This is a genomic window from Klebsiella sp. 7-CIP_Kleb. (assembly GCF_050378655.1).
GTDB classification, from domain to species: Bacteria; Pseudomonadota; Gammaproteobacteria; order Enterobacterales; family Enterobacteriaceae; genus Klebsiella; species Klebsiella quasipneumoniae.
This window is the reverse complement of record NZ_JBNRLJ010000007.1, coordinates 78,356-103,086: the sequence shown is the minus strand read 5'-3', so window position 1 is coordinate 103,086 and position 24,731 is coordinate 78,356. Positions and strand designations below refer to the sequence as shown.

Below are 24,731 nucleotides of genomic sequence, written 5' to 3'. Positions count from 1 at the left end.
CGGTGCAGAAAATGACGCCGCGTAACTGTGATCGCGGTTAACTATTTATCACTATGACAAATATGAATGGATTCTGACATCCTGCATTTATTTTCCGGTGGTGGACTGCTGCTATTGTTCTCGCAGACAGGAGCGCCGTGATGACCGCCACCCCGGTACTGGAAATGCGCCATATCGCCAAAGCTTTTGGCAAATTCTACGCGCTAAAGGGCGTCGACCTGACGGTCTGGCCCGGCGAGATCCACGCCCTGATGGGGGAGAACGGCGCCGGAAAAAGCACGCTGATGAAGATCCTCGCCGGCGCCTATACCGCCACCAGCGGCGAGATCCTGATCGACGGAAAACCGCAAACGATCCGCGGCCCCAAGGACGCGCTGGCCGCCGGGATCACGTTGATCTACCAGGAGATGCAGCTGGCGCCGAACCTGACCGTCGCGGAAAACATTTTCCTCGGCAGCGAGCTGGCACGTGGTGGCCTGGTGCAGCGCAAAGCCATGCTCAGCCAGGCGCAGGCGGTGATCGACCGTCTCGGCGCCCAGTTCAGGGCCAGCGACCGGGTGATGACCCTGACCATCGCCGAGCAGCAGCAAGTGGAGATCGCCCGCGCCCTGCACCGTCAAAGCCGCATTCTGGTGATGGATGAACCCACCGCCGCCCTCTCCTCGCGGGAAACCCAGCGCCTGTTCGACCTCATCCTGCGCCTGCGCGATGAGGGGATGGCGATTATCTATATCAGCCACCGCATGGCGGAAGTGTATGAGCTCTCCGACCGGGTCAGCGTCCTGCGCGACGGGCAGTATGTCGGCAGCCTGGTGCGCGACAAGCTCAACGCACCGGAGCTGGTGCGCATGATGGTCGGCCGTCCGCTCAGCGATCTGTTCAATAAAGAGCGCGATATTCCCCGCGGCCAGCCGCGCCTGCGGGTCGAGGATCTGACCGATGGCGGTAAGGTTAAGCCCAGCAGCCTGGTGGTGCATGCCGGCGAAATCGTCGGCCTCGCCGGGCTGGTCGGCGCCGGACGCTCCGAACTGGCGCAGCTGATCTTTGGCGTGCGCAAAGCCACCGGCGGGATGATCGAGATCGACGGCGAGCCGGTGGTGATCCACTCGCCGCGCGAAGCCATCGACCATGGCATCGGCTTTCTGACCGAAAACCGCAAAGAGCAGGGCCTGTTTCTCGAACTGGCGGCCCAGGAAAACATCACCATGGCGACGCTGGAGCGCGACGCGACCTGGGGAATGCTCAACCGCCGGAAGGCGCAAACCATCTCCGATGATGCCATCCAGCTGCTGAACATCCGCGTACCGCACGCCCAGGTGCGCGCCGGCGGGCTGTCCGGCGGCAACCAGCAGAAATTATTGATTTCACGCTGGGTGGCGATTGGCCCGCGCATTCTGATCCTTGATGAACCCACCCGCGGCGTCGACGTCGGCGCGAAAAGCGAGATTTACCGCATCATGAACGACATGGCGCGCCAGGGCGTCGCCATTCTGATGATCTCCAGCGAACTGCCCGAAGTGGTGGGCATGAGCGACCGGGTCTATGTGATGCGCGAAGGGACTATCGCCGGCGAGCTGCAGTCCGGCGATATCAGCCAGGAACAGATCATGACGCTGGCCACCGGCGTGAACGATTCTCACCTTAAGGCAGGGCAACTATGAGCATACCGAAAGAGACCTCCGCGCCGGTCGCGAAATCCGCTTCGGCGAAAAAAATGCTGATGGGCGACCTGATGCAGACCGTCGGCATTCTGCCGATCCTCATCCTGATCGTCGCCGTCTTCGGCTTTATCGCCCCCAACTTCTTCACGGAAAGCAATCTGCTGAATATCACCCGCCAGGCCTCGATCAACATTGTGCTGGCGGCGGGAATGACCTTCATCATCCTCACCGGCGGCATTGACCTTTCCGTCGGCTCCATTCTCGGCACCACCGCGGTGGCGGCAATGGTGGTCTCGCTGATCCCGGAGCTGGCGTTGCTGTCGATTCCGGCGGCGCTGATGCTCGGCCTGCTGCTCGGCCTGTTCAACGGCGCGCTGGTGGCCTTCGCCGGGCTACCGCCGTTTATTGTCACTCTCGGCACCTATACGGCGCTGCGCGGCGCCGCCTATCTGCTGGCCGACGGCACCACGGTGATCAACTCCGATATCAGCTTCGAGTGGATCGGCAATGACTACCTCGGCCCGGTGCCGTGGCTGGTGGTCATCGCCCTGGCGGTTATCGCGGTGTGCTGGTTTATCCTGCGCCGAACCACCCTTGGGGTGCATATCTACGCGGTGGGCGGCAACATGCAGGCGGCGCGGCTGACCGGCATTAAAGTCTGGCTGGTGCTGTTGTTTGTCTATGGCATGAGCGGCCTGCTCTCCGGCCTTGGCGGAGTGATGAGCGCCTCCCGGCTGTACAGCGCCAACGGTAACCTCGGGGTCGGCTACGAGCTGGACGCCATCGCCGCGGTCATTCTTGGCGGCACCAGCTTCGTCGGCGGGATCGGCACCATCACCGGTACGCTGGTGGGGGCGCTGATTATCGCCACCCTCAATAACGGTATGACCCTGATGGGGGTCTCCTACTTCTGGCAACTGGTGATCAAAGGGGCGGTGATCATCATTGCGGTGCTGATCGACAAATACCGTACCCGACATCATCAAAGTGCATAACAACACCATCTTACCTGCGAGGAAAAGCGAATGCGTTTAAAACCGATAGTCACCGCGCTGTGTGCTGGCGCGCTGCTGGCCGCCTCCCCTTTTGCGTCGGCCAAAGAGCTGAAAGCGATTGGCGTGACGGTGGGCGACCTTGCCAACCCGTTCTTTGTGCAGATCACCAAGGGCGCGGAGCTGGAGGCCCGCAAGCTGGCGGGGGATAACGTCAAAGTGACGCTGGTCTCCAGCGGCTACGATCTGGGCCAGCAGGTGGCGCAGATCGATAACTTTATCGCCGCCAAAGTCGATATGATTATCCTCAACGCCGCCGATTCGAAAGGCATTGGCCCGGCGGTGAAACGGGCCAAAGAGGCCGGGATCGTGGTGGTGGCGGTTGACGTTGCCGCCGAAGGGGCCGACGCCACCATCACCTCCGATAACACCCAGGCGGGCGAGCTGGCCTGTAAATACATTAGCGATCGTCTGAACAACAAAGGCAACGTGGTGATCATCAACGGGCCGCCGGTCTCCGCCGTACAAAACCGCGTCGAAGGCTGCGAAACGGAGTTCAAAAAACACCCGGATATAAAAATTCTGTCCTCCAACCAGAACGCCAAAGGCAGCCGGGAAGGCGGACTGGAGGTGATGACCTCCTTGCTGGCGGCCAATCCGAAGATTGACGGCGTGTTCGCGATCAACGATCCGACAGCGATTGGCGCCGATCTGGCAGCGAAACAGGCGCAGCGCAGCGAGTTCTTCATCGTCGGCGTCGACGGCAGCCCGGACGGCGAAGAGGCACTGAAGCGTAAGAACTCCTTGTTTGTCGCAACGCCGGCGCAGGATCCCCAGGTGATGGCGGCGAAGGCGGTGGAAATTGGCTACAACATCCTGCAGGGCAAACCGGCCCCAACCGCGCCGGTGCTGATCCCGGTGACCATGATCGACAAAAACAACGTCAGCTCTTACAAAGGCTGGACCGTGAAATAAGCGCAACCGGGCGCACGATCGTTCCGCCGATTGTGCGCTACGCTTAACAAGTATGACGGCGCGGAGTAGCGATCATGGAACGTAAAGGCATTATTGCCGCAGGCAACATGCTGGTCGATCATGTCCACCAGATCAGACAGTGGCCGGAGCGCGGCTGGCTGGTGGAGATTATGCATAGCGAACGCGCCACCGGCGGCGCGCCGCTGAACGTCCTGCTGACCCTGGCCAAAATGCACGCCGGCCTGCCGCTGCAGGCGGTCGGCCTGATTGGCGAGGATAACGATGGCGACTACATTACCGCCATGCTCGATCAGTACCATATCAATCGCCAGCTCGTGCAGCGCACCAGCTCTGCCCCCACCTCGATGACTCAGGTGATGACCGACGCTGACGGTCAGCGTACCTTTTTTCACTCCCCCGGCGCCAACCGCCTGCTTGACCTTCCGGCCTTTGAGCCGCTGGATGCGCCGCTGAAAATTTTCCATCTCGGCTATCTGCTGCTGCTTGAGAGTCTCGATCGCCCCGACGAAGTGTACGGCACCCGCAGCGCGCGACTGCTGGCGCAGATGCGCGAGCGAGGCTATGAGGTTTCCCTCGATCTGGTGTCGCGCAAGGGCGACCCGCGCTACCGCCCGCTGGTCCTGCCGGCGCTGGCGCATCTTGACTACCTGACCATCAATGAACTGGAAGCCAGCGAGTTTAGCGGGCTGGAGATTCGGCTACCCAACGGCGAGCCGCACGTCGCCAATATCGCCAGCGCCGCCAGCGCATTGCTTGACGCCGGCGTGCGCCAACGGGTGGTGATCCACTGCCCGGAGGGGGCATGGGGCGTCTCACGTACCGAAGCCGGGCGCTGGGTACCGTCATGGCGGCTGCCGCCGGAGGAGATTGTCGGCAGCGTCGGCGCCGGGGATGCCTTCTGCGCCGGCCTGCTGTACGGCAGCCACGAACGCTGGCCGTTAACCGACAGTCTGCAGCTGGCCCACGCCTGCGCCCGCGCCAGCCTGCAGGCTGCCAATGCGATCGACGGCGCCAAAACGCTCACTGAGCTACAGACGTTTATTCAGTTGCAAAATAATTAGAAGGGTTGACTCCCCCAGCAATGGCCAGGCCGGTTAGACAGCTTCCCGCCCTATGCCGCCTTCTCGCTGTGGGTCACGTCGGCGGAAAAGACATAGCCCAGGCCGCGCAGCGTTTTAATCAGCGTCGGCTGATGCGGGTTCAGCTCGATTTTGCGCCGCAGGCGCATGATCAGCACATCGATGGTGCGGTCGAACACCTCGGCGCTTTCGGTATGGGTCAGCGCCAGCAACTGTTCGCGGTTCAGTACCCGGCGGGCGTTCTGCGCCAGCGCCAGCAGCAAACCGTATTCTCCCTGGGTCAGCGGGATCGCCTGCTGCTGCGGGTTATACAGCTCACAGCGGGTGGTATCCAGCCGCCAGCCGTTGAACGTCAGGCCGGCGGCGACGCCCAGCGCCTCGCTGGCCAGCGCCCCGCTGCGCCGCAGCACCGCCTTCACCCGGGCGACCACCACCCGCGAACTGAACGGTTTGGCGATGTAATCATCGGCGCCCATCTCCAGGCCCACCACCACATCGGACTCACTGCCCAGGCCGGAGAGCATCACCACCGGCAGCTCCGGCCGGGTGCGCTGCAGCTGCTGAAGCACCTGCAGGCCATTGGTATCCGGCAGGATCATATCCAGCAAAACCAGCGCGATGTCCGCCCGCTGCGCCACCGTCGCCAGCGCGTCGCCGCCGGTCTGGCAGACCAGCACCTCAAACGCGTGCGCGCCGAGCACATCTCTGAGCAGCTCGCCCATCGCTATGTCGTCATCGACCACTAAAATGACCGGTTTCATCTTTGCCTCTGCCCGCGGGGAGTTAGTGTCAGTCTGATCGATTCTGCAAGGCTGCGCCGACAAATTCCTCTCCCGGTGACATTTTTTCAAGCGCCGTCACATCTCCAGGGTATCGACACGTCAAATCTGTCGACAGGCTGTTTTTCGTCAGCATTTCGCCCAAAAAAGCCGCGTATCATCAAGGAATACCCACAATGAAAATATGGCATAGAAGATGCATAGTGACGGCGCGATAGCGCAAACGCGCCCATTGAATAACTGGAGCAAGACCGATGAAAAAAGTCGTCACGGTTTGCCCGTATTGCGCATCAGGTTGCAAAATCAATCTGGTGGTCGATAACGGCAAAATCGTTCGGGCTGAAGCGGCGCAGGGGAAAACCAACCAGGGAACCCTGTGCCTGAAAGGCTATTATGGCTGGGACTTTATTAACGATACCCAGATCCTGACGCCGCGCCTGAAAACCCCCATGATCCGTCGTCAACGCGGCGGCAAGCTGGAAGCTGTCTCCTGGGATGAGGCGCTGGATTACGTCGCCACTCGCCTCAGCGCCATTAAAGCCAAATATGGCCCGGATGCGATCCAAACCACCGGCTCCTCCCGCGGCACCGGTAATGAAACCAACTATGTGATGCAAAAATTCGCGCGCGCCGTTATTGGTACCAATAACGTCGACTGCTGCGCTCGCGTCTGACACGGCCCTTCGGTTGCAGGTCTGCACCAGTCGGTCGGTAACGGCGCCATGAGTAATGCCATCACAGAGATTGATAACACCGATCTGGTGTTTATCTTCGGCTACAACCCGGCGGATTCCCACCCTATCGTGGCGAATCACGTCATTAACGCTAAACGCAACGGGGCGAAAATTATCGTCTGCGACCCGCGCAAAATTGAAACCGCGCGCATCGCCGATATGCACATTGCGCTGAAGAACGGCTCGAATATCGCGCTGCTCAACGCGATTGGCCACGTGATTATTGAAGAGGATCTGTACGATAAATCCTTCGTCGCCAGCCGTTCCGAAGGCTTCGAGGAGTATCGCAAAATCGTTGAAGGCTACACGCCGGAGTCGGTGGAGGAGATCACCGGGGTCAGCGCCCAGGAGATCCGCGCCTGCGCCCGGATGTACGCCAGCGCCAAATCCGCCGCCATTCTGTGGGGCATGGGCGTTACCCAGTTCTACCAGGGCGTGGAGACCGTGCGTTCCCTGACCAGCCTGGCGATCCTCACCGGCAACCTCGGCAAACCGAGCGTCGGCGTCAACCCGGTGCGTGGCCAGAACAACGTCCAGGGCGCCTGCGATATGGGTGCGCTGCCGGATACCTATCCAGGCTACCAGTACGTTAAGTTCCCGGAAAACCGCGAGAAGTTCGCCAAAGCCTGGGGCGTCGACAGCCTGCCGGCGCATACCGGCTATCGCATCAGCGAGCTGCCGCACCGCGCGGCGCACGGTGAAGTGCGGGCGGCGTACATTATGGGTGAAGATCCGCTGCAGACCGATGCTGAACTGTCAGCGGTGCGCAAAGCGTTCGACGATCTGGAACTGGTGATCGTCCAGGACATTTTCATGACCAAAACCGCCTCCGCGGCCGACGTCATCCTGCCGTCCACGTCGTGGGGCGAGCACGAAGGCGTGTACACCGCAGCGGACCGCGGCTTCCAGCGCTTCTTTAAAGCCGTGGAGCCGAAGTGGGATCTGAAAACCGACTGGCAGATCATCAGCGAAATCGCTACCCGGATGGGTTATCCGATGCACTACAACAACACCCAGGAGATCTGGGACGAGTTGCGGCATTTGTGCCCGGACTTCTACGGCGCCACCTACGAGAAAATGGGTGAGCTCGGCTATGTGATGTGGCCGTGCCGCGATGAGTCCGACGCCGATCAGGGGACGTCGTATCTGTTTAAAGAGAAGTTCGATACCCCGAACGGGCTGGCGCAGTTCTTCACCTGCGACTGGGTCGCGCCGATCGATAAGCTCACCGACGAGTACCCGATGGTGCTGTCGACGGTGCGCGAAGTCGGCCACTACTCGTGCCGTTCAATGACCGGTAACTGCGCGGCGCTGGCGGCGCTGGCGGATGAGCCTGGCTATGCGCAAATCAACACCGCCGACGCCGAACGGTTAGGCATTGAGGATGAAGCGCTGGTGTGGGTGAATTCGCGCAAGGGTCGGATCATCACCCGCGCGCAGGTCAGCGACCGGCCGAACAAAGGGGCGGTGTATATGACCTACCAGTGGTGGATTGGCGCCTGTAACGAGCTGGTGTCGGAGAACCTGAGCCCAATAACCAAAACGCCGGAGTACAAGTACTGCGCGGTCAACGTTGAGCGGATTGCCGATCAGCGCGCGGCGGAACAGTACGTGATCGACGAGTACAACAAGCTGAAATCCCGCCTGCGCGAAAGCGCGATGGGTTAAGGTTCGACGGCCATACCCGATATCCGGGAACCCTCCCCGGTGGCGCTTACGCTTACCGGGGCTACCAACCGAATACCGAACCGTAGCCCGGATAAGGCGCTACGCGCCGCTATCCGGGTATTCACCCCGCTAATTCCCGCCATTTTCTTCTTTTTCGCCTCCCTTTATACTGCGCGCTATGTTCCTTGCTGATAATAAATACAAATGAAATACCTCTTTTTATTTTTACTGGTTTTCACCAGCGGCGCAGCGGTGGCCACCGAACCCGGCAGTCAGTATCAACAGCAGGCGGAAGCCGGCGATCGTCGCGCGCAATATTACCTTGCGGATACCTGGGTCAGCTCCGGCGATTATCAGAAAGCCGAATTCTGGGCCCAGAAAGCAGCGGCGCAAGGCGATGGTGACGCGCTGGCCCTGCTGGCGCAGCTCAAAATTCGCAATCCGCAGCAGGCGGACTATCCGCAGGCCCGCCAGCTGGCGGAAAAAGCCGTTAAGGCCGGCAGTAAATCCGGGGAAATCGTCCTCGCGCGGGTGCTGGTGAACCGTCAGGCCGGTCCCACCGACGTGGCGCACGCCATCACGCTCCTGCAGGATGCCGCCCAGGACAGCGAAAGCGATGCGGCGGTAGACGCCCAGATGCTGCTCGGGCTGATCTACGCCAGCGGTGTGCACGGCCCGGAAGATGATGTGAAAGCGAGCGAATACTTCAAAGGCAGCTCAGCGCTCTCGCGGACCGGCTATGCCGAATACTGGGCCGGGATGATGTTCCAGCAGGGGGAGAAAGGCTTTATCGAACCGAATAAGCAGAAGGCGCTGCACTGGCTGAACGTTAGCTGTCTTGAGGGATTTGATACCGGCTGCGAAGAGTTTGACAGGATCAGTAAAGGATAAGAAAAAGCCCGGCACTCGCGCCGGGCTTTGTGTTTTATTGGGCGGTTTTATCAAACTTGCCCAGCACTTCGCGTTCATACGCCAGCGCTTTTTTACGGTCGAACTTATGCTCCCACTTGGCGATAACCAGCACCGCCAGCGCATTGCCCACCACGTTCAGCGCGGTACGCGCCATGTCGAGGATACGGTCAACGCCGGCGATAAAGGCGAGACCTTCCAGCGGGATCCCGACACTGCCCAGGGTGGCCAGCAGCACGACAAAGGAGACGCCCGGCACGCCAGCGATCCCCTTCGAGGTCACCATCAGGGTCAGCACCAGGGTGATCTCCTGCCAGATGGAGAGGTCGATGCCGTAGAGCTGGGCGATAAAGATCGCCGCAATGCTCTGATACAGCGTTGAGCCATCGAGGTTAAAGGAGTAGCCGGTCGGCACCACGAAGCTGGTGATCGACGCCGGCGCGCCATAGGCTTCCATTTTCTCGATAATTCGCGGCAGCACACTCTCGGAGCTGGCGGTGGAGTAAGCCAGAATCAGCTCATCTTTTAGGATGCGGATCAGGATCCAGATGCTCAGGCCGCACAGGCGGGCGACAATCCCCAGCACCACCAGCGCGAAAAACAGGATCGCGAAGTAAACCAGCAGCACCAGCTTGGCCAACGGCCACAGCGAGGCGAACCCGAAGGTGGCGACGGTCACTGAAATCAGGGCGAACACCCCGATCGGCGCATAGCGCATCACCATATGGGTGACTTTGAACATGGTTTCGGAGATGGAGCGGAAGACCGTCACCAGCGGTTCACGGTGCGTCGCCGGCAGCGAGGAGAGCCCCAGACCAAACAGCACCGAGAAGAAAATAATCGGCAGCATATCGCCTTTCGCCATCGACGCCACGATGTTGGTTGGCACCAGCGACAGGATGGTGCCCATCAGGCCATGCGCATGGCTCTGCACCTCAGCGGTGGTATTCTGGTATTTCGAAATATCAACCGCCGCCAGCTGCGACATATCAATGCCCGTTCCCGGCTGAAAGACGTTGGCCAGGGTGATACCCAGCACGATCGCCACCGTGGTGATCACTTCGAAATAGATAATCGTTTTGGCGCCGATCCGGCCTAACTGTTTGGCATCGCCCACGCCGGCAATCCCGACCACCAGGGTCGAAATAACAATCGGGACCACGATCATTTTAATCAGATGGATAAAGATATCGCCCGCCGGTGTCAGCAAATTGCTAATCAACCAATCGCGACTTTCGGCGTGGTAATGCAGATAACTGCCCAGAAGGATACCCAGCACCAGGGCTAGCAAAATTTGCCAGGCCAGACTGACTTTTTTTGTTTTCTTCACTACTGACTTCCTCAATGAAAGGCACCATTCCTTTTCGTCATGGTACCCACTGCAGGGGGTATGAATTGTGTTGCGTTGCTTTGTGGGGTTATTTAACGCGCAATATCAGTATCATTTGCACGGTATGCTGCGCAAGCCTTTAAGAACAGGGCTTTCCTCTGCTTTTCTGCATAAAGCAGCGAATTTCCCCCAGTTACCTTGCATAAGTATTTGTAATAAAAAATATTTCACACCATCCATTTCTATAAATTCATTAGCGTAATTATTTCACTTCAAAGTTTCATTTGACGAAATTTCACTCAGTTGAATCATTGCGTGATCTGCCCCCCAATTAACAAACAAAGCTGTCAAAACCCCTACTCTTAACGTTTGTTTGACATATATTTAACAAGTTCAAAGGAGAAAAAAAGCCATGAGCCAAATACACAAACACCCTATTCCCGCTAACATTGCGGAACGTTGCCTGATTAACCCGGATCAGTACAAGGCGCAGTATCAACAATCCATAACCGACCCTGATACATTCTGGGGCGAGCAGGGGAAAATCCTTGACTGGATGCGCCCCTACACCCGCGTGAAGAATACCTCCTTCGCGCCAGGTAACATTTCCATCAAATGGTATGAAGACGGCACCCTGAACCTCGCCGCCAACTGCCTCGACCGCCACCTCGCCGAGCGCGGCGATCAAACCGCCATCATCTGGGAAGGCGACGACGCCAGCCAGAGCAAGCACATCACCTACCGTGAACTGCATGCGGACGTGTGCCGCTTCGCCAATGTGCTGCTCGGCCTCGGGATTAAAAAAGGCGACGTGGTCGCCATCTATATGCCGATGGTGCCGGAAGCCGCGGTGGCGATGCTGGCCTGCGCCCGCATCGGCGCCATCCACTCGGTGATTTTCGGTGGCTTCTCGCCGGAGGCAGTGGCCGGACGCATTATCGACTCCAGCTCGCGCCTGGTGATCACCGCGGATGAAGGGCTGCGCGCCGGTCGCGCCATCCCGCTGAAGAAAAACGTCGATGACGCGCTGAAAAACCCGAACGTAAACAGCATTGAACACGTCGTGGTCCTGAAACGTACCGGCGGTAAAATCGACTGGCAGGAAGGCCGCGATCTGTGGTGGAGCGATCTGATGGCGAACGCCAGCGCCGAACACCGCCCCGTCGAGATGAACGCCGAAGATCCGCTGTTCATCCTCTATACCTCTGGCTCCACCGGTAAACCGAAAGGGGTGTTGCACACCACCGGCGGCTATCTGGTCTACGCGGCCACCACCTTTAAATACGTTTTCGATTACCACCCGGGCGATATTTACTGGTGCACCGCCGATGTCGGCTGGGTCACCGGCCACAGCTATCTGCTGTACGGCCCGCTGGCCTGCGGCGCCACCACTCTGATGTTCGAAGGGGTGCCGAACTGGCCAACCCCGGCGCGTATGTGCCAGGTCGTCGATAAGCATAAGGTCAGCATTCTGTATACCGCTCCGACGGCGATCCGTGCCCTGATGGCGGAAGGCGACAAGGCTATCGAAGGCACAGACCGCTCCTCGCTGCGCATTCTCGGCTCGGTCGGCGAACCCATTAACCCGGAAGCCTGGGAGTGGTACTGGAAGAAGATCGGTAACGAGAAGTGCCCGGTGATGGACACCTGGTGGCAGACCGAAACCGGCGGCTTTATGATCACCCCGCTGCCGGGGGCGATTGAGCTGAAGGCTGGCTCCGCTACCCGCCCGTTCTTCGGCGTTCAGCCGGTGCTGGTGGATAACGAAGGGCTGCCGCTGGATGGCGCCACCGAGGGCAATCTTGCCATCGCCGACTCCTGGCCCGGCCAGGCGCGTACCCTGTTCGGGGATCATGAGCGCTTTGAGCAAACCTACTTCTCCACCTTCAAAAATATGTACTTTAGCGGCGACGGCGCGCGCCGAGATGAAGATGGCTATTACTGGATCACCGGCCGCGTGGATGACGTACTGAACGTCTCCGGCCACCGTCTGGGTACTGCCGAGATCGAATCGGCGCTGGTGTCGCACCCGAAAATCGCCGAAGCGGCAGTGGTCGGTATTCCGCACAACATCAAGGGCCAGGCTATCTACGCCTACGTGACGCTCAATCACGGTGAAGAACCGACGCCGGAGCTGTATGCGGAAGTACGTAACTGGGTGCGTAAAGAGATTGGCCCGCTGGCGACGCCGGATGTTCTGCACTGGACCGATTCGTTGCCAAAAACCCGCTCGGGCAAAATCATGCGCCGCATTCTGCGCAAGATCGCCGCGGGCGACACCAGCAACCTCGGCGATACCTCGACTCTCGCCGATCCTGGCGTAGTGGAAAAACTGCTCGAAGAGAAGCAGGCCATTACCATGCCTTCTTAAGTAAGGACCGATTCCCTACACCCTCTCCCCCACCGGGGAGAGGATAAAAATAAGTCCCTCCCCCAGGATTTCACTCGCAGGAACGCCGTCAGCGAACCGTATCCCGGCCTTTAACGCCGGAGGGGTTGCTGTCGCCAGCGTCCGCTGCGTGGATGACGAAAGGGAGACCTCTGGAGACGCTAAGATGAATGAACAACTTTGTCAGCGGATAGAAAATAGTGCGCATTTCAGGGAGCTGGTAGCATCACGGCAACGGTTTGCCGCCATTCTGTCAGTGATTATGTTAGTGATCTATGTGGGCTTTATTCTGCTTATCGCCTTCGCGCCAGGCTGGCTCGGCACGCCGCTGCACGCCGGGACCAGCGTCACCCGCGGGATCCCGCTGGGCATCGGGGTGATCGTCATTTCGTTTGTTCTCACCGGTATTTATGTCTGGCGGGCCAACGGTGAATTTGACCGTTTGACCAAGAGCGTTCTCAACGAGGTAAAAGCATGATCAAGAGAGTCCTGACGGCGCTCGCCGCCACGCTGCTGCCCCTCGGCGTTCAGGCCGCAGACGCCATTACCGGCGCGGTACAGCGCCAGCCGACCAACTGGCAAGCGATTGTCATGTTCCTGATTTTCGTCGCCCTGACCCTGTACATCACTTACTGGGCGTCAAAACGGGTGCGTTCGCGCAGCGATTACTACACCGCCGGCGGCAATATCACCGGTTTCCAGAACGGGCTGGCGATTGCCGGCGACTTTATGTCGGCAGCGTCGTTCCTTGGTATCTCCGCGCTGGTGTATACCTCCGGTTACGACGGTCTGATCTACTCGCTGGGCTTCCTTGTCGGCTGGCCGATTATCCTGTTTCTGATTGCCGAACGTCTGCGCAACCTTGGCCGCTACACCTTTGCCGACGTGGCGTCCTATCGTCTCAAACAGGGACCGATCCGCACCCTCTCCGCCTGCGGCTCGCTGGTGGTGGTGGCCCTCTATCTGATCGCCCAAATGGTTGGCGCCGGCAAGCTGATCCAGCTGCTGTTCGGCCTTAACTATCACGTTGCGGTGGTGCTGGTGGGCGTCCTGATGGTGCTCTATGTCCTGTTCGGCGGCATGCTGGCGACCACCTGGGTGCAGATTATCAAAGCGGTTCTGCTGCTGTTCGGCGCCAGCTTTATGGCCTTTATGGTGATGAAGCACGTCGGCTTCAGCTTCAATAATCTGTTTACCGAAGCGATGGCCGTCCACCCGAAAGGCGCGGCGATTATGAGCCCAGGCGGGCTGGTGAAAGATCCAATATCCGCGCTCTCCCTTGGCCTCGGTCTGATGTTTGGTACCGCCGGCCTGCCGCATATCCTGATGCGTTTCTTTACCGTGAGCGACGCCAAAGAAGCGCGTAAAAGCGTGTTCTACGCCACCGGTTTTATGGGCTACTTCTATATTCTGACCTTTATCATCGGCTTCGGCGCCATCATGCTGGTCGGCGCGAACCCAGTGTTCAAAGACGCGGCCGGGCAGCTTATCGGCGGCAATAATATGGCGGCGGTGCATCTGGCGGATGCGGTGGGCGGCAACCTGTTCCTCGGCTTTATCTCCGCGGTCGCCTTCGCCACTATTCTGGCGGTGGTCGCTGGCTTGACGCTGGCGGGCGCCTCGGCGGTGTCGCACGACCTGTACGCCAACGTCTTCCGTAAAGGGGCGACCGAGCGTCAGGAGCTGAAGGTCTCCAAAATTACGGTGCTGATCCTCGGCGTGGTGGCCATTCTGCTGGGCATCCTGTTCGAAAATCAGAATATCGCTTTCATGGTCGGCCTGGCGTTCTCTATTGCCGCCAGCTGTAACTTCCCGATTATCCTGCTGTCGATGTACTGGTCGAAGCTGACCACCCGCGGGGCGATGATCGGCGGCTGGCTGGGTCTGCTGACGGCGGTGATTCTGATGATCCTCGGCCCGACCATTTGGGTGCAGATCCTCGGTCATGAGAAAGCGCTGTTCCCGTATGAATACCCAGCGCTGTTCTCCATTGCCATCGCGTTCATTGGCATCTGGGTCTTCTCCGCCACCGATAACTCACCGGAAGGGATGCGCGAGCGCGAGCAGTTCCGCGCCCAGTTTATCCGTTCACAAACCGGGATCGGTATCGAACGCGGCCAGGCGCATTAATTGTCCTCTCCCTTCCCCGGCATCGTTCGGGGAAGGGATTCTCCCCCTCAGTTATAAGTAAAGGTGATCACCCCGGTGGCGTTGGCTGTCCCCGCGGTCACCGCGCTCCCCGTCCTGTAATAGTTAGTGGATAAGGCGAGCGTCTGCATGGCCGCTGCGCCTCCGGGGCTGTCGGGGTTGGTGAAATAGCTGTAGCTGGCATCCGCGCCGCTGTTGGTCACCGTCGCGCGGCTCGAAGTATAGAGGCTGATATCGGTATTTAACGGCAGTGCTTTGCCATTCAAATTTAACTGCACTCCCACGCCAGTGGCGGCATTCTGTTCCGCCGTGAGGGCCATCACCGTATTGTCAGGGTTATCCCCGCTTGCAGAAGCAGCCGCCACACGCATCGAAACGTTAGTTCCCGGCTCGCAGGAGAGGCTCAGAGACTGCCGCGCGCTACCCACCTTCGTCGCGGTATTAAACTCACTGGCATTGATGCTGCCCATGGAAAAACTGAGATTATTGCTACCGACAATACACCCCATCGGGATTAGCTGGATGCTGGTGGTGCCGCTGATGTGCAGTTGTGAAATAGCGATGGTCCCCTTTTTATCCTTGGCCGATACCGTGGCCACCGGGTCGCTGAACGATAATTGACTCTTGCTGGCGATGGCGCCGCCGGTGGCCACCAGCTGCAGCTGATACGCTGGGGTATAATGAGTCGACGCGAAAGAGTCGTAAAGACCTGTCGGCTTTCCGAGGTAATAATTCACATCACCAATATAATGCACCTGCGAGTCGGGGCTGAAATCATCGGTGTCATCGCCATATTCACCGCTGATATTGAGCCACACCTTGACGCGGATACCGATCCCCTGCACCGAGGTGGCATAGATATTATCCCCTATCAGTGCCCCGGCATTGTTCGAGGACCAGGCAAAAACCGCGTAGGTGCTCCCCTCACAGTTAAGCAATTCCGTTTGCGAGCGCGTAATCTTCCCCGAGTCATACAGTACCGTCCCTGCGGTATAGCTCCCGGCATTGACCAGGATCTTTTCCGGCAGGTTGGTCATCGAGACATCGCCATAGTTGGTTCCCGTGCAGGCCGCCCAGCTATAGACGGGACACAGTGCCAATATGAGCAATAAGATCAGTTTTTTCATACCCATCCCTGTCGAAACGTTATTTGTAGGCCACATCGAACGTGGCGGTAAACCCGACCATCCCGGACCTTACCTGGCCATAAGGCGAAAACATACGTGCCACCATATTAAAGGTATGGATATCCGCATCGTCCCCAAAGGTATAGAGATACTGGTCGCCGGGGCCAAGGGGCTGCTGGTCGGCCATGCTCTGCAGCTGCAAACCGACGCCGCTGGCACCGTTGCTGCCAGTCTGGAAGTTTTTATAGATTGAAGCGTGGGTGCTATCGAAGCTGGTGCCGCTAAACGCGATGGTCACCGCCGACGCATCGGCGGAACAGCTGGAAAAGACCAGCTTAACCGGCACGCTGGCGCCGCTCGCCCCGGCATGTCCGGAGAACGTCTGCGAGGAGACGGTGCCTAAATCGATACTGTTCGACGGCTCCACGGCCACCTCACAGGAAGGCGCTTCGATGGTGCCCGTGACGTTAAAATTGACCGTGCTGCTGCCCTCATAAGCCAGCGCCGGAAGGGAGAGCAGCAAAATGGCCACCAGGAGGCCCCTTGTGCTGCCGTCTCGCATATTCATATCAGCCCCTCTTCCATGTTGAAAACCTGCATCCATTACCGACATTCGGCCTGATAGAACAGAATATCGTCGCCAAGGGCCATGCCGGAGAAGTCATAATGAACGGTGCACTGCTCACTGCTTTTCTCCCCCCAGCGCGCTAACAGCTGGCCTTTTTTCTGCAGCCCCGTTAGATACACCTGCCCCTCATCGCCAACGATATTGCTGCGCGACGCGCTACCGTGATCATTATCGAGGGTCACCAGCGCGCCGAAAGGCACCACGCCATTGCGGGTACGCAGGGTGAGCATCGCCTTATAGCCAATTCGCGTGTCGTACTTCACTTTGACGATCGCATTGCGCGTCGGAACCACCGTTCTGGCGACGTTATCCACTTCAGCGCCAGGTATTTCCTGTTCATCCAGCGCCAGGCTGTTACGATGGTACGGACGGACGTAAGGCACCACCGCATATCCGGCGGCATCCGTCGTCACGTTTGTCTGACCGCGCACTGTCACATCGCTGACGCCAGGCGTTTCGACCAGCGCAGAACTCTCGCCCAGAAAGCGTGATAGCGTGAGTCCGCCCGCATGGGCGACCATGCCCCCGCGCAGCGAATAGTTGTAGTGATTGCTGTAGCGGTCGTAGCCATAGCCGCCAGCTACATCCCCTTTCGAGCCCTGGTAGTTGACGCTGAGGTTGCCGGAGGTGCTTTTATCCTGCGTGTTGTACCCTTCCAGTACGCTCCAGTTCAGGGAACGATCCTCAAACGCCGAGCCGTTGAGCCCCACGCTGTGCGTGGTATCGTTATGTCGACCATGGTTCATGGTGTAATTTGCCGAGAGCGTCTCGCCAAGCGGAATACTTAACGTCAGGGAGATGACGGTATCGCTGGCCGGCCGGTTATTGTCGCTGTCATCGATGCTTTGCACATTGCGGTTATAGGAATAGTTAATAAAGTAGGAGGCCTTGCCAATCGACCCGCTATAGCCCACGCCCACCGATTCCATACGCGAACTGTCCCAGTAGGTCTCATTGACCAACGAAAGCGAGAGCGAACCATAGCCAAACAGCGTCTGCGACAACGATGCGTCAAACCGGCCTTTCGTTCTGCCGCTCTGCGTACAGCAGTCGCGCTGTGTGGAAGAGTTATCGACAAAGTCCTGAAACGAATAATATCCCGAGGTGGAGTAGCGATAACCGGCCACGGAAAAGCTGGTGCCCGTCTGCAGAAAGCTTTTACTGAAGCGGACGCGATACGATTGCCCTTGCTCTTTACTGGTTGACGAGGCCGTATCGCTGGTTTTCACGTCGGCCCACGACTGAGAGCCATCAAACGACAGCGCACCGATAGTACCGAGGTTAAAGCCAGCGCCTAACAACAGGTTGGTGTATTTATCTTCCGCCTGCTGGAAACCAGTATAAAAAGTGATGTTGCTGGTGGCGCCATAGGCCAGGGAAGACTGAATAAAGTTATATTCTTTATCGTCGGAGCTACCCGATCGCGTCCTGCCGCTGCTCAGCGCATAGTCCAGCTGGCCCTCACGTTGCAGGATCGCCAGCGACGCGAAAGGCACCACAAAGTTTTGCTCGCTGCCGTCAGACTCTTTAATGTTGACGTACAGGTCGCCGGCGCTGCCGGTGGCGTACAGATCGTTAATTTCAAAGGCGCCGGGAGCGACGGTGGTTTTATAAATGCTGTAACCATTCTGATAAACCGAGACCTCCGCGGTGGTGCGCGCGATCCCTCGAATCGTCGGCGCAAAGCCATGCAGGCTATCCGGCAGCATCTCTTTGTCCGAACTGAGTTGCAGACCGGTAAAACTCAAACTGTCGAAAATGCCGGAAGAGGTATACGTATTACCGACCACCAGCTGGCTGCGTAGGGTGTGAATATCGCGGGCAAGATAGGAGTAAACCGACTCCCAGCGGCTGTTGTTATCGCTGTGGCTATAGGTGCTGTAGTTGCGCAGGCGCCATGGTCCCAGATTCAGCCCTGGCTGCAGGCTGACGAACTGACTGTCGATAGTGGCGCCGTTATGCCGCGGCGCATTACGCTGCCCGGTGACGCTATAGTTGAGAAGACCGGCATTGATCCCCTGTTGCCACTGGCTCTCGGGAATATAGTCTCTGGGGCGATTCAGCATGGCGGCCTGCGGCACGGTAAAATCAATCCGCTGCTGGGCAAGAGATACCGAGAACGTCATCCCGGGGATCGCCGACAGCTGGGCGCAGGTTTCCCCTGCCTCGAACAACTGCGGATAGGCGGTGGTATTAATCAACCATGAATTCAGATACTCCGCGGACAGGCAGGGAGAAGCAGTCGCGCCTGCGTCATGGCTAATTTCCTGAAAAGTCAGCGAGTCTGAACTGACGTACTTATCGTTGATGTAAACATCCAGGTGATAGGTGCCCGGCGGTATGCCATCTTGCGAAAAATAGGATAGATCAACCGAAGCCGCAGGACTCTCGGCGACTTCGAGTAAATTTGGGTTGAAATATTCGCCGGCCTCCGCGCGAGAGGGCAGAGTACTTAGGCACAGAATAATAGCGACGCAGATACTTTTAGTTGAAAATAGCAGCTCAACGCTACTGAATGATAGCGGTATATTTCTTCCCTGACATACCATAATCATTAATCACGCTCCATGTGATCTCTTTTTTTCCTGTCGCCGACAGGCTACTCTTCACGGGTATTTTTAAAGTGGAAAACGGGGCAGCAAACCATGCGCCAGAAATATTTTTACCGTTAAGGCTAACCTGTGAGAAATTCATATACAGCGGTGAGTTATTTTTTACCGTCACCGACGTCCCCTCTTTCCCCCACTGTAATTTTTCAGCGTACGCTTCCGGTGTATTACCTTTTAACGCAGCGGGTCGATAAATCAATTTTATTTTCGAATTAATCGCAAACTGTACGACATTCTTATCAGGTACATACTCTGTTGCCGGGATCCCTTTAATATTGAGCCAAAACATCGACTCGCGATCGTCGGGTAATTTCTTTCCTGATCGAACTACGCGGACAAATCCTTTCTCCCCGGCTTTGAGACGAAACAGCGGCGGCGTAATAATAAATGCGTCTTTGGCGGGTGAGGCTGCATCAACCACCGAGAGCCAGGACTGAACGATATTGCTGTTCTGATCTTTATTTTCAACCGTTATTACAGCGTTATTTTTCGTACCATCAAAAACCAGACGCGTACCGCCAACGACCACGCTGGCCTGCGCGAAGGAAGAAGACAGCAATAAACCGATCGCAAAAAAAGGATATCTCATATGTTTAATTTAAGGGGAATAGCAGGCGATTCCCCTTTCTCCATTCAACAAGAAGCCGAATTAATGATAGGTCACGTTATAAGTCACGGTTGTCTGAACGGTACCTTTCGTCGGATCGGCATCACCCGATTTCACCATTTTAACGGTGAACGGAATGGTTGCTGCACCCGAAGAGATATCAACATCAGAACCCTCTTCGTTATTCTTCATCACATTGCCCGCTTCGTCGAAAAGGGCCACAGCGACGCCGGTTGCCGGCTCATCAGTTGCCTGGTTTTTAAAATAATCGCTGTTCGCGGTATCGGAAACACCGCCAAAAGTGACGCGGGCGATACTGTTGCCACCTTCTTCCGCGGTCGGGCAATCAGCTAACCTAAAGGAGAAGTTCTTGGCAGCGCCGAAGGTATACGCTTTCAGATCCGCCACTGAGGTGGTGCCCATATCAATAGCCGTTACACCGCCATCAATGGTCGCCGTACAGGTGGTATCGGAAACAATACCATTAAAGGTAATGGTGTTATCAGCCTGCGCAACGGTAGACAGCGCGCTGCAGGCAGAGAAAATCAGGGCACCCGCCAGAAATTTTTTACTCATCTTCATATTTATTCCCATATCCATTATAAACGACAATCAGTCCGTCAATTGCTTTATGCAGCGATATTAGAGAATGAAATTCAAGCAGCGCGGCGTCATGCATGTATTTACATGACATATGGTTTATGACAATTAATATTATTCATAAATAAACGACCAGCATTTGAATCCATTCAATAATACAAGCTCGCGTAAAAATAATAACTAGCATGAGGTAAGAACTCAATTATTAATGTAAAAATTGATTTTTTGCGACATAACATCGCAACGCATGAGTGGCCATACTCAAAACCATAAAAATCAAATAGTTATAAAGTTATAAAATTCGCAAAGATAATTGGATATTTATATAATATTTACCCCATAATTAAATACGGGCATGCAGAGAAACATTTAGTTACAAAGTCAGTGCTGATATAAGAATTGGCTTAATCTTTTATGATGAACCGTTAAATACATCAATAACAAAAACAGGGAATAGCCGATAGCTATTCCTCTCCTCAATATTTATTAACATTCACTCTGGCGATAATGTTAAAACAGCAGCCAGCGGACGACCGGCGCAGCCAGCACCACCACTACGCCTGACAGCATCATCACCAGGCTGGCCACCACGCCCTCCTGCTGGCCCAGCTCATACGAGCGCGCCGTTCCCGCACCATGGGAAGCCGCGCCGAACCCGGCTCCTTTCGCCATCCCCTCCCGGATAGCAAGACGTAAGAACAGCATATCTCCCACCGCCATGCCAAACACGCCGGTGATCACCACAAACAGCGCCACCAGATCGGGTTGACCGCCGAGCGGTTTCGCCGCCGCCAGGGCAAAAGGCGTGGTCACCGAACGCACCGCCAGGCTACGCTGTATTTCGTCAGACAACATCAATCCGCGCGCCAGCCACACGGAACTGGTCACCGCTACCACCACCGCCGTCACCACCCCTGCGCTGAGAGACATCCAGTGGCGTTTAATCACCGCGACATTTTCATAGACCGGGACGGCAAAAGCGATGGTCGCCGGGCCCAGCAGCCAGAGCAGCCAGTGGGTCTCCCCCATATAGCTCTGATAGGAGATGTGGCCTACCACCAGAATCAGCACCAGCAGGATCGGCGTGAACACCAGCGGCATCAGCGGCAGTTTATGAAAACGGCGATACAGTTTTTTGTTGGCATAATAAAGGCCCAGGGTCGCCAGCAGACACAGGATACTCAGCACGACATCGCTCATTTATTTATCCTGCTCACTTCGTAACGATAGACCTTGTCAACGACCCAGGCGGTGGCGCCCAGCACCATCAGCGTGCTTAACGCAATCACCAGAAAAATCCGCCAGCCGTCGACCATCAGCAGTTGAGCATAATTGACCACCGCCACCACCGCCGGGACAAAAAACAGCAGCATTTCCGCCAGCAACCAGCGGGCGCCGGCGCGAACCCAGTTCAGGGGGATCACCCGGCAGACGATCAGCAGCAGGAGCATCACCATGCCGACCAGGTTGGCCGGCAGCGGCACCTGCCAGGTGTTCACCAGATATTGCGCGAAGATAAATAACCCGACGTAGAGAAGTACCTGCACCGGGATCTGAAGACGTTGCGCCACGACGGGGACAACGCGAGCTGGCGCGAAGGCCATGAGCGATATTCCTGGAAAAAAGAAGTCAGGGGTGCAGTATAGAGAGCCGCCGACGCGGACAGAAATGAATTAAAATCATCGCAGGTATAGTCTCAGGGAATAATTATGGATATCCGAACGCTGCGCTATTTTGTTGAAGTGGTTCGTCAGCAGAGTTTTACTCGCGCGGCGGAAAAGCTGTTCGTCACGCAGCCCACCATCAGCAAGATGCTCAAAAATCTCGAAGATGAACTGAACTGCACGCTGTTGATCCGCGACGGCCGCAAACTGCTGCTTACCGATACCGGGCGCGTGGTTTTTGAACGCGGCCAGGCGATCCTCGGCGAGTTCAGCCAGCTGGAGTCAGAGCTGAGCGATATCAATCACCTGCATAAGGGGGTGCTGCGTCTTGGCATTCCGCCGATGGTCGGGATGCTGATGGCGGAGCCGATCAGCCGTTTCCGCCAGCGCTACCCGGGCGTCGAGCTGAAAATCGCCGAGTTTGGCGGCCTGACGGTCCAGCAGGCGGTCAGCAATGGTGAACTTGATATGGCGATGACCGCCCTGCCGATCGAAGAGGGTAGCAGCCTCACCACCCTGCCGTTGTTCAACCACCCACTGTGCGTCCTGACGCCCAGGACCGCGGCGTGGGAAGGCAAAACGTCGCTCTCGCCGGCGGAGCTGGCGGCGCATCCGCTGGTTATCTACAACGAGGAATTTGCCCTCAGCCAGCAGCTGATGCGCCTGTTTAGCGAGCACGACGTGAAGCCGCGGATCGCCGTGCGCAGCGGCCAGTGGGATTTTCTCGCCGCCATGGTGCAGGCCGGCATTGGCGTGGCGATCCTGCCGGAGCCGATTTGCCAGCGTCTCGACCCGCAGAACTTTTGCTGGATCCCATTGCAAAGCGAGCTGCGCTGGGAGCTGGGGATGATTTGGCGGGAAGGGGTGTATATGTCGCGCAGCGCTGAAGCCTGGCTGGCGTGCAGTAAAGCGTTCTGGCTGGAATAATTCCCTGGTGACAACGCGTTTCGGAGAGGAATGGGTAGCCCGGGTCAGACGCTTGCGCCGCTGCCCGGGTTTCCCCGGTCGCGCTAACGCTTACCGGGGCTACACATTTACTGCGGTCTCGCCGGTAGCCCGAATGAATGTCGCGCTATCCGGATGACAGGTTATTGATCTTCGATTAACAGCGCTTCCAGCAGGTCGAGGTCGTGCAGCAGCTTCTGCAGCGTCTCGTTACTGATCTGCCGGGTGGCGCGCAGATGGTACAGCTCACCGCGCTCAGAGCGCAGCGCCGCCAGGCGGAAGCGCCGCTCCAGGCTCTCTTCGAGCATCGAGGTTTCCACATCGTTACGACCATCGGCGCGGCGGCGCAGGTTACCGATCACCCGCGAACTGACTTCGGTCAGCAGCTGGTTATCGATATTCTCTTTGGTATCCGCCGCCAGCCGCTCTTCCATCTTCTGGATCGCCACAATCGCCACGTCCGCCGTCGCCGCGCGCGCCAGACGCTCCTCTTTCCGCTGCTGCACATTATCGCTCGATTCAATGTGACGCAGCAGGATCGGCAGCGCAATCACCCCAACGAACAACGAGAACAGGATCACCCCGGCGGCGAGGAAAATCAGCTCATAGCGCGCCGGAAAGACATTCCCGTCCGGCAGCAACAGCGGAATAGAGAGCACACCGGCGAGGGTAATCGCCCCGCGCACCCCGGCAACGGAGGAGATCAGCAGCTCGCGCGTGGTCCAGGAGCCAAACTCCATCGGTTTCTTCTTCAGGAAGCGCTGGCTAAGCTTACGCATCGACCACAGCCAGCCAAAACGCACCAGCATCAGCGCGGCATAGATCAGGATGATGTCGGTAAACAGCATCCAGGTCTCGACGTTGGGGTCGGCTTCCGCCGCCACCAGCGAGCTGGAGAGGATATCCGGCAGCTGCAGGCCCAACAGCAGAAACACCATGCCGTTAAAGACAAACTCCAGCATCGCCCAGGTGCTGTTGGCGCGCAGGCGCATCGCCAGCGGCGCGGTACGCATCACGCCGGAACGGGTGATGGTCATCCCTGCCGCCACCGCCGCCAGAATGCCGGAGACGCCGATATGTTCGGCAATCAGATAGGAGGCAAACGGCAGCAGGAACAGCAGGACGATCTGCGTGGCGGGCTCGTCACCGCCCCAGCGGCTGAGGAAGCGCATCGAGCGGCCATACGACCAGCTCACCACAAACCCGGCCAGCACGCCGCCAATCGCCACCTTCAGAAACTCAACGGTGGCGCCGCCGACGGTAAAGACCATGGTGCCCATCGCCACCGCGACGGCAAACTTGAGCGAGACCAGGCCGGAGGCGTCGTTCATTAGCGCCTCACCCTGCAGAATACCCATGATTTTTTTCGGTATCCGCCCTTCCCCGACGATACCCGAGAGCGCCACGGCGTCGGTCGGCGACAGTACGGCCGCCAGCGCGAACGCCGGGATAAGCGGAATGCCCGGCACAATCCAGTAGATCAGAAAGCCGATGCCGACCACCGTCACGACCACCAGCGCCAGCGCCAGGCCAAGGATCTCGCGCCCGTGCTCAATGAATTCGCGGGTCGGCGTTTTCCAGCCGTCGGCGAACAGCAGCGGCGGGATAAACAGGACCAGAAACAGCTCTGGATCAAATTCAACGTGCAAACCAAAGGTCGGCCACGCCAGAAGCGCGCCAATGGCGATTTGCATCAGTGGGAGTGGAACCTGAAAGGGCAGTACGCGCGTCACTACCCCGGAGAGTGAGACCACAAGGGTCATGATGAGGATGGTAAAGAATATTTCCATGTGTTCCCTGTTTGCTGCGTTTTCTTTTATACCTGTGAGGCGTCTTGCCTGTGAATCATACGCTACCCAGATTAAC

At 57.7% G+C, this 24,731-nt stretch carries 20 protein-coding genes and 1 pseudogene; 10 read left to right on the top strand and 11 right to left on the bottom strand.

Annotated elements, in window-relative coordinates:
- The first annotated feature begins 140 nt into the window (after positions 1 to 140).
- From ACQUTI_RS20885 to ACQUTI_RS20870, 4 genes are all read left to right on the top strand, one after another.
- Positions 141 to 1,661, top strand: a complete 1,521-nt coding sequence (locus ACQUTI_RS20885; RefSeq protein ID WP_064151103.1) for a sugar ABC transporter ATP-binding protein — start codon at positions 141 to 143, stop codon at positions 1,659 to 1,661.
- Positions 1,658 to 2,656, top strand: a complete 999-nt coding sequence (locus tag ACQUTI_RS20880; protein ID WP_004206363.1) for an ABC transporter permease subunit — start codon at positions 1,658 to 1,660, stop codon at positions 2,654 to 2,656. The genes ACQUTI_RS20885 and ACQUTI_RS20880 overlap by 4 nt, the downstream gene beginning before the upstream one ends.
- 30 nt (positions 2,657 to 2,686) lie before the next feature.
- The gene (locus tag ACQUTI_RS20875; RefSeq protein ID WP_004206362.1) at positions 2,687 to 3,628 is read left to right on the top strand and encodes an ABC transporter substrate-binding protein; all 942 of its coding nucleotides are present in this window, start codon (positions 2,687 to 2,689) and stop codon (positions 3,626 to 3,628) included.
- Positions 3,629 to 3,702: 74 nt separating this feature from the next.
- Entirely contained in the window at positions 3,703 to 4,710 is a 1,008-nt protein-coding gene (locus tag ACQUTI_RS20870; protein WP_017900095.1) for a carbohydrate kinase family protein, read from the top strand.
- Between the two features lie 50 nt (positions 4,711 to 4,760).
- On the opposite strand, the gene ACQUTI_RS20865 is transcribed toward ACQUTI_RS20870, so the two are convergent.
- Positions 4,761 to 5,489 carry a response regulator transcription factor gene (locus ACQUTI_RS20865; RefSeq protein ID WP_218802542.1) on the bottom strand — a complete coding sequence of 243 codons (729 nt, stop codon included), beginning with the start codon at positions 5,487 to 5,489 and terminating at the stop codon, positions 4,761 to 4,763.
- A 272-nt stretch (positions 5,490 to 5,761) separates the two neighbouring features.
- On the opposite strand from ACQUTI_RS20865, the gene fdhF reads away from it, so the two are divergent.
- Positions 5,762 to 7,909 carry a formate dehydrogenase subunit alpha gene (gene fdhF, locus ACQUTI_RS20860; protein ID WP_077598907.1) on the top strand — a complete coding sequence of 716 codons (2,148 nt, stop codon included), beginning with the start codon at positions 5,762 to 5,764 and terminating at the stop codon, positions 7,907 to 7,909.
- A gap of 204 nt (positions 7,910 to 8,113) precedes the next feature.
- The gene (locus ACQUTI_RS20855; protein WP_004206356.1) at positions 8,114 to 8,800 is read left to right on the top strand and encodes a tetratricopeptide repeat protein; all 687 of its coding nucleotides are present in this window, start codon (positions 8,114 to 8,116) and stop codon (positions 8,798 to 8,800) included.
- A 34-nt stretch (positions 8,801 to 8,834) separates the two neighbouring features.
- On the opposite strand, the gene gltP is transcribed toward ACQUTI_RS20855, so the two are convergent.
- Together gltP and ACQUTI_RS20845 are read right to left on the bottom strand one after the other, a co-directional pair.
- Positions 8,835 to 10,148, bottom strand: coding sequence for a glutamate/aspartate:proton symporter GltP (gene gltP / locus ACQUTI_RS20850; RefSeq protein ID WP_004206354.1), 1,314 nt, complete (start codon positions 10,146 to 10,148; stop codon positions 8,835 to 8,837).
- Positions 10,149 to 10,259: 111 nt separating this feature from the next.
- A pseudogene (locus ACQUTI_RS20845) lies at positions 10,260 to 10,460 on the bottom strand (hypothetical protein).
- A gap of 100 nt (positions 10,461 to 10,560) precedes the next feature.
- On the opposite strand from ACQUTI_RS20845, the gene acs reads away from it, so the two are divergent.
- The 3 genes from acs to actP all read left to right on the top strand — a co-directional run bounded on the left by acs (position 10,561) and on the right by actP (position 14,667).
- Positions 10,561 to 12,519, top strand: coding sequence for an acetate--CoA ligase (gene acs / locus ACQUTI_RS20840; protein ID WP_004206352.1), 1,959 nt, complete (start codon positions 10,561 to 10,563; stop codon positions 12,517 to 12,519).
- 184 nt (positions 12,520 to 12,703) lie between these two features.
- Complete coding sequence (locus tag ACQUTI_RS20835; RefSeq protein ID WP_004206350.1) at positions 12,704 to 13,015, top strand: DUF485 domain-containing protein; 312 nt, start codon at positions 12,704 to 12,706, stop codon at positions 13,013 to 13,015.
- Positions 13,015 to 14,667, top strand: a complete 1,653-nt coding sequence (gene actP, locus ACQUTI_RS20830) for a cation/acetate symporter ActP (RefSeq protein WP_064178494.1) — start codon at positions 13,015 to 13,017, stop codon at positions 14,665 to 14,667. Before ACQUTI_RS20835 ends, actP begins: the two co-directional genes overlap by 1 nt.
- A 47-nt stretch (positions 14,668 to 14,714) precedes the next feature.
- On the opposite strand, the gene ACQUTI_RS20825 is transcribed toward actP, so the two are convergent.
- The 7 genes from ACQUTI_RS20825 to ACQUTI_RS20795 all read right to left on the bottom strand — a co-directional run bounded on the left by ACQUTI_RS20825 (position 14,715) and on the right by ACQUTI_RS20795 (position 21,860).
- Entirely contained in the window at positions 14,715 to 15,812 is a 1,098-nt protein-coding gene (locus ACQUTI_RS20825) for a type 1 fimbrial protein (protein WP_428923358.1), read from the bottom strand.
- 19 nt (positions 15,813 to 15,831) lie between these two features.
- Positions 15,832 to 16,380: a fimbrial protein gene (locus tag ACQUTI_RS20820; protein ID WP_004151734.1), complete on the bottom strand. Its 549-nt coding sequence runs from the start codon at positions 16,378 to 16,380 to the stop codon at positions 15,832 to 15,834.
- Between the two features lie 35 nt (positions 16,381 to 16,415).
- On the bottom strand, positions 16,416 to 18,995 hold the full coding sequence (locus tag ACQUTI_RS20815; protein WP_428923357.1) for a fimbria/pilus outer membrane usher protein: 2,580 nt from the start codon (positions 18,993 to 18,995) through the stop codon (positions 16,416 to 16,418).
- Complete coding sequence (locus tag ACQUTI_RS20810; RefSeq protein WP_004186536.1) at positions 18,949 to 19,638, bottom strand: fimbrial assembly chaperone; 690 nt, start codon at positions 19,636 to 19,638, stop codon at positions 18,949 to 18,951. Before ACQUTI_RS20810 ends, ACQUTI_RS20815 begins: the two co-directional genes overlap by 47 nt.
- A gap of 60 nt (positions 19,639 to 19,698) precedes the next feature.
- Positions 19,699 to 20,256 carry a fimbrial protein gene (locus tag ACQUTI_RS20805; protein ID WP_254465645.1) on the bottom strand — a complete coding sequence of 186 codons (558 nt, stop codon included), beginning with the start codon at positions 20,254 to 20,256 and terminating at the stop codon, positions 19,699 to 19,701.
- Positions 20,257 to 20,766: 510 nt separating this feature from the next.
- A complete protein-coding gene (locus tag ACQUTI_RS20800; RefSeq protein ID WP_064178437.1) occupies positions 20,767 to 21,456 on the bottom strand; it encodes an LrgB family protein in 690 nt (229 codons plus the stop codon).
- Positions 21,453 to 21,860: a CidA/LrgA family protein gene (locus ACQUTI_RS20795; RefSeq protein WP_032456851.1), complete on the bottom strand. Its 408-nt coding sequence runs from the start codon at positions 21,858 to 21,860 to the stop codon at positions 21,453 to 21,455. The genes ACQUTI_RS20800 and ACQUTI_RS20795 overlap by 4 nt, the downstream gene beginning before the upstream one ends.
- A 105-nt stretch (positions 21,861 to 21,965) precedes the next feature.
- Here ACQUTI_RS20795 and ACQUTI_RS20790 point away from each other — a divergent pair, with 105 nt between their 5' ends.
- Entirely contained in the window at positions 21,966 to 22,847 is an 882-nt protein-coding gene (locus ACQUTI_RS20790) for a LysR family transcriptional regulator (RefSeq protein WP_017900105.1), read from the top strand.
- 161 nt (positions 22,848 to 23,008) lie between these two features.
- Here the strand turns inward: ACQUTI_RS20790 and ACQUTI_RS20785 are convergent, their stop codons facing one another.
- Entirely contained in the window at positions 23,009 to 24,655 is a 1,647-nt protein-coding gene (locus ACQUTI_RS20785; protein ID WP_004206334.1) for a Na+/H+ antiporter, read from the bottom strand.
- Between the last annotated feature and the right edge of the window lie 76 nt (positions 24,656 to 24,731).

Excerpts from the sequence above, each read along its gene's own strand:
- ACQUTI_RS20885 (WP_064151103.1), top strand. The coding sequence starts at position 141 with ATGACCGCCACCCCGGTACTGGAAATGCGCCATATCGCCAAAGCTTTT.
- ACQUTI_RS20880 (WP_004206363.1), top strand. The coding sequence starts at position 1,658 with ATGAGCATACCGAAAGAGACCTCCGCGCCGGTCGCGAAATCCGCTTCG.
- ACQUTI_RS20875 (WP_004206362.1), top strand. The coding sequence starts at position 2,687 with ATGCGTTTAAAACCGATAGTCACCGCGCTGTGTGCTGGCGCGCTGCTG.
- ACQUTI_RS20870 (WP_017900095.1), top strand. The coding sequence starts at position 3,703 with ATGGAACGTAAAGGCATTATTGCCGCAGGCAACATGCTGGTCGATCAT.
- ACQUTI_RS20865 (WP_218802542.1), bottom strand. The coding sequence starts at position 5,489 with ATGAAACCGGTCATTTTAGTGGTCGATGACGACATAGCGATGGGCGAG.
- ACQUTI_RS20855 (WP_004206356.1), top strand. The coding sequence starts at position 8,114 with ATGAAATACCTCTTTTTATTTTTACTGGTTTTCACCAGCGGCGCAGCG.
- acs (WP_004206352.1), top strand. The coding sequence starts at position 10,561 with ATGAGCCAAATACACAAACACCCTATTCCCGCTAACATTGCGGAACGT.
- ACQUTI_RS20835 (WP_004206350.1), top strand. The coding sequence starts at position 12,704 with ATGAATGAACAACTTTGTCAGCGGATAGAAAATAGTGCGCATTTCAGG.
- ACQUTI_RS20825 (WP_428923358.1), bottom strand. The coding sequence starts at position 15,812 with ATGAAAAAACTGATCTTATTGCTCATATTGGCACTGTGTCCCGTCTAT.
- ACQUTI_RS20820 (WP_004151734.1), bottom strand. The coding sequence starts at position 16,380 with ATGAATATGCGAGACGGCAGCACAAGGGGCCTCCTGGTGGCCATTTTG.
- ACQUTI_RS20815 (WP_428923357.1), bottom strand. The coding sequence starts at position 18,995 with ATGATTATGGTATGTCAGGGAAGAAATATACCGCTATCATTCAGTAGC.
- ACQUTI_RS20810 (WP_004186536.1), bottom strand. The coding sequence starts at position 19,638 with ATGAGATATCCTTTTTTTGCGATCGGTTTATTGCTGTCTTCTTCCTTC.
- ACQUTI_RS20805 (WP_254465645.1), bottom strand. The coding sequence starts at position 20,256 with ATGGATATGGGAATAAATATGAAGATGAGTAAAAAATTTCTGGCGGGT.
- ACQUTI_RS20800 (WP_064178437.1), bottom strand. The coding sequence starts at position 21,456 with ATGAGCGATGTCGTGCTGAGTATCCTGTGTCTGCTGGCGACCCTGGGC.
- ACQUTI_RS20795 (WP_032456851.1), bottom strand. The coding sequence starts at position 21,860 with ATGGCCTTCGCGCCAGCTCGCGTTGTCCCCGTCGTGGCGCAACGTCTT.
- ACQUTI_RS20790 (WP_017900105.1), top strand. The coding sequence starts at position 21,966 with ATGGATATCCGAACGCTGCGCTATTTTGTTGAAGTGGTTCGTCAGCAG.
- ACQUTI_RS20785 (WP_004206334.1), bottom strand. The coding sequence starts at position 24,655 with ATGGAAATATTCTTTACCATCCTCATCATGACCCTTGTGGTCTCACTC.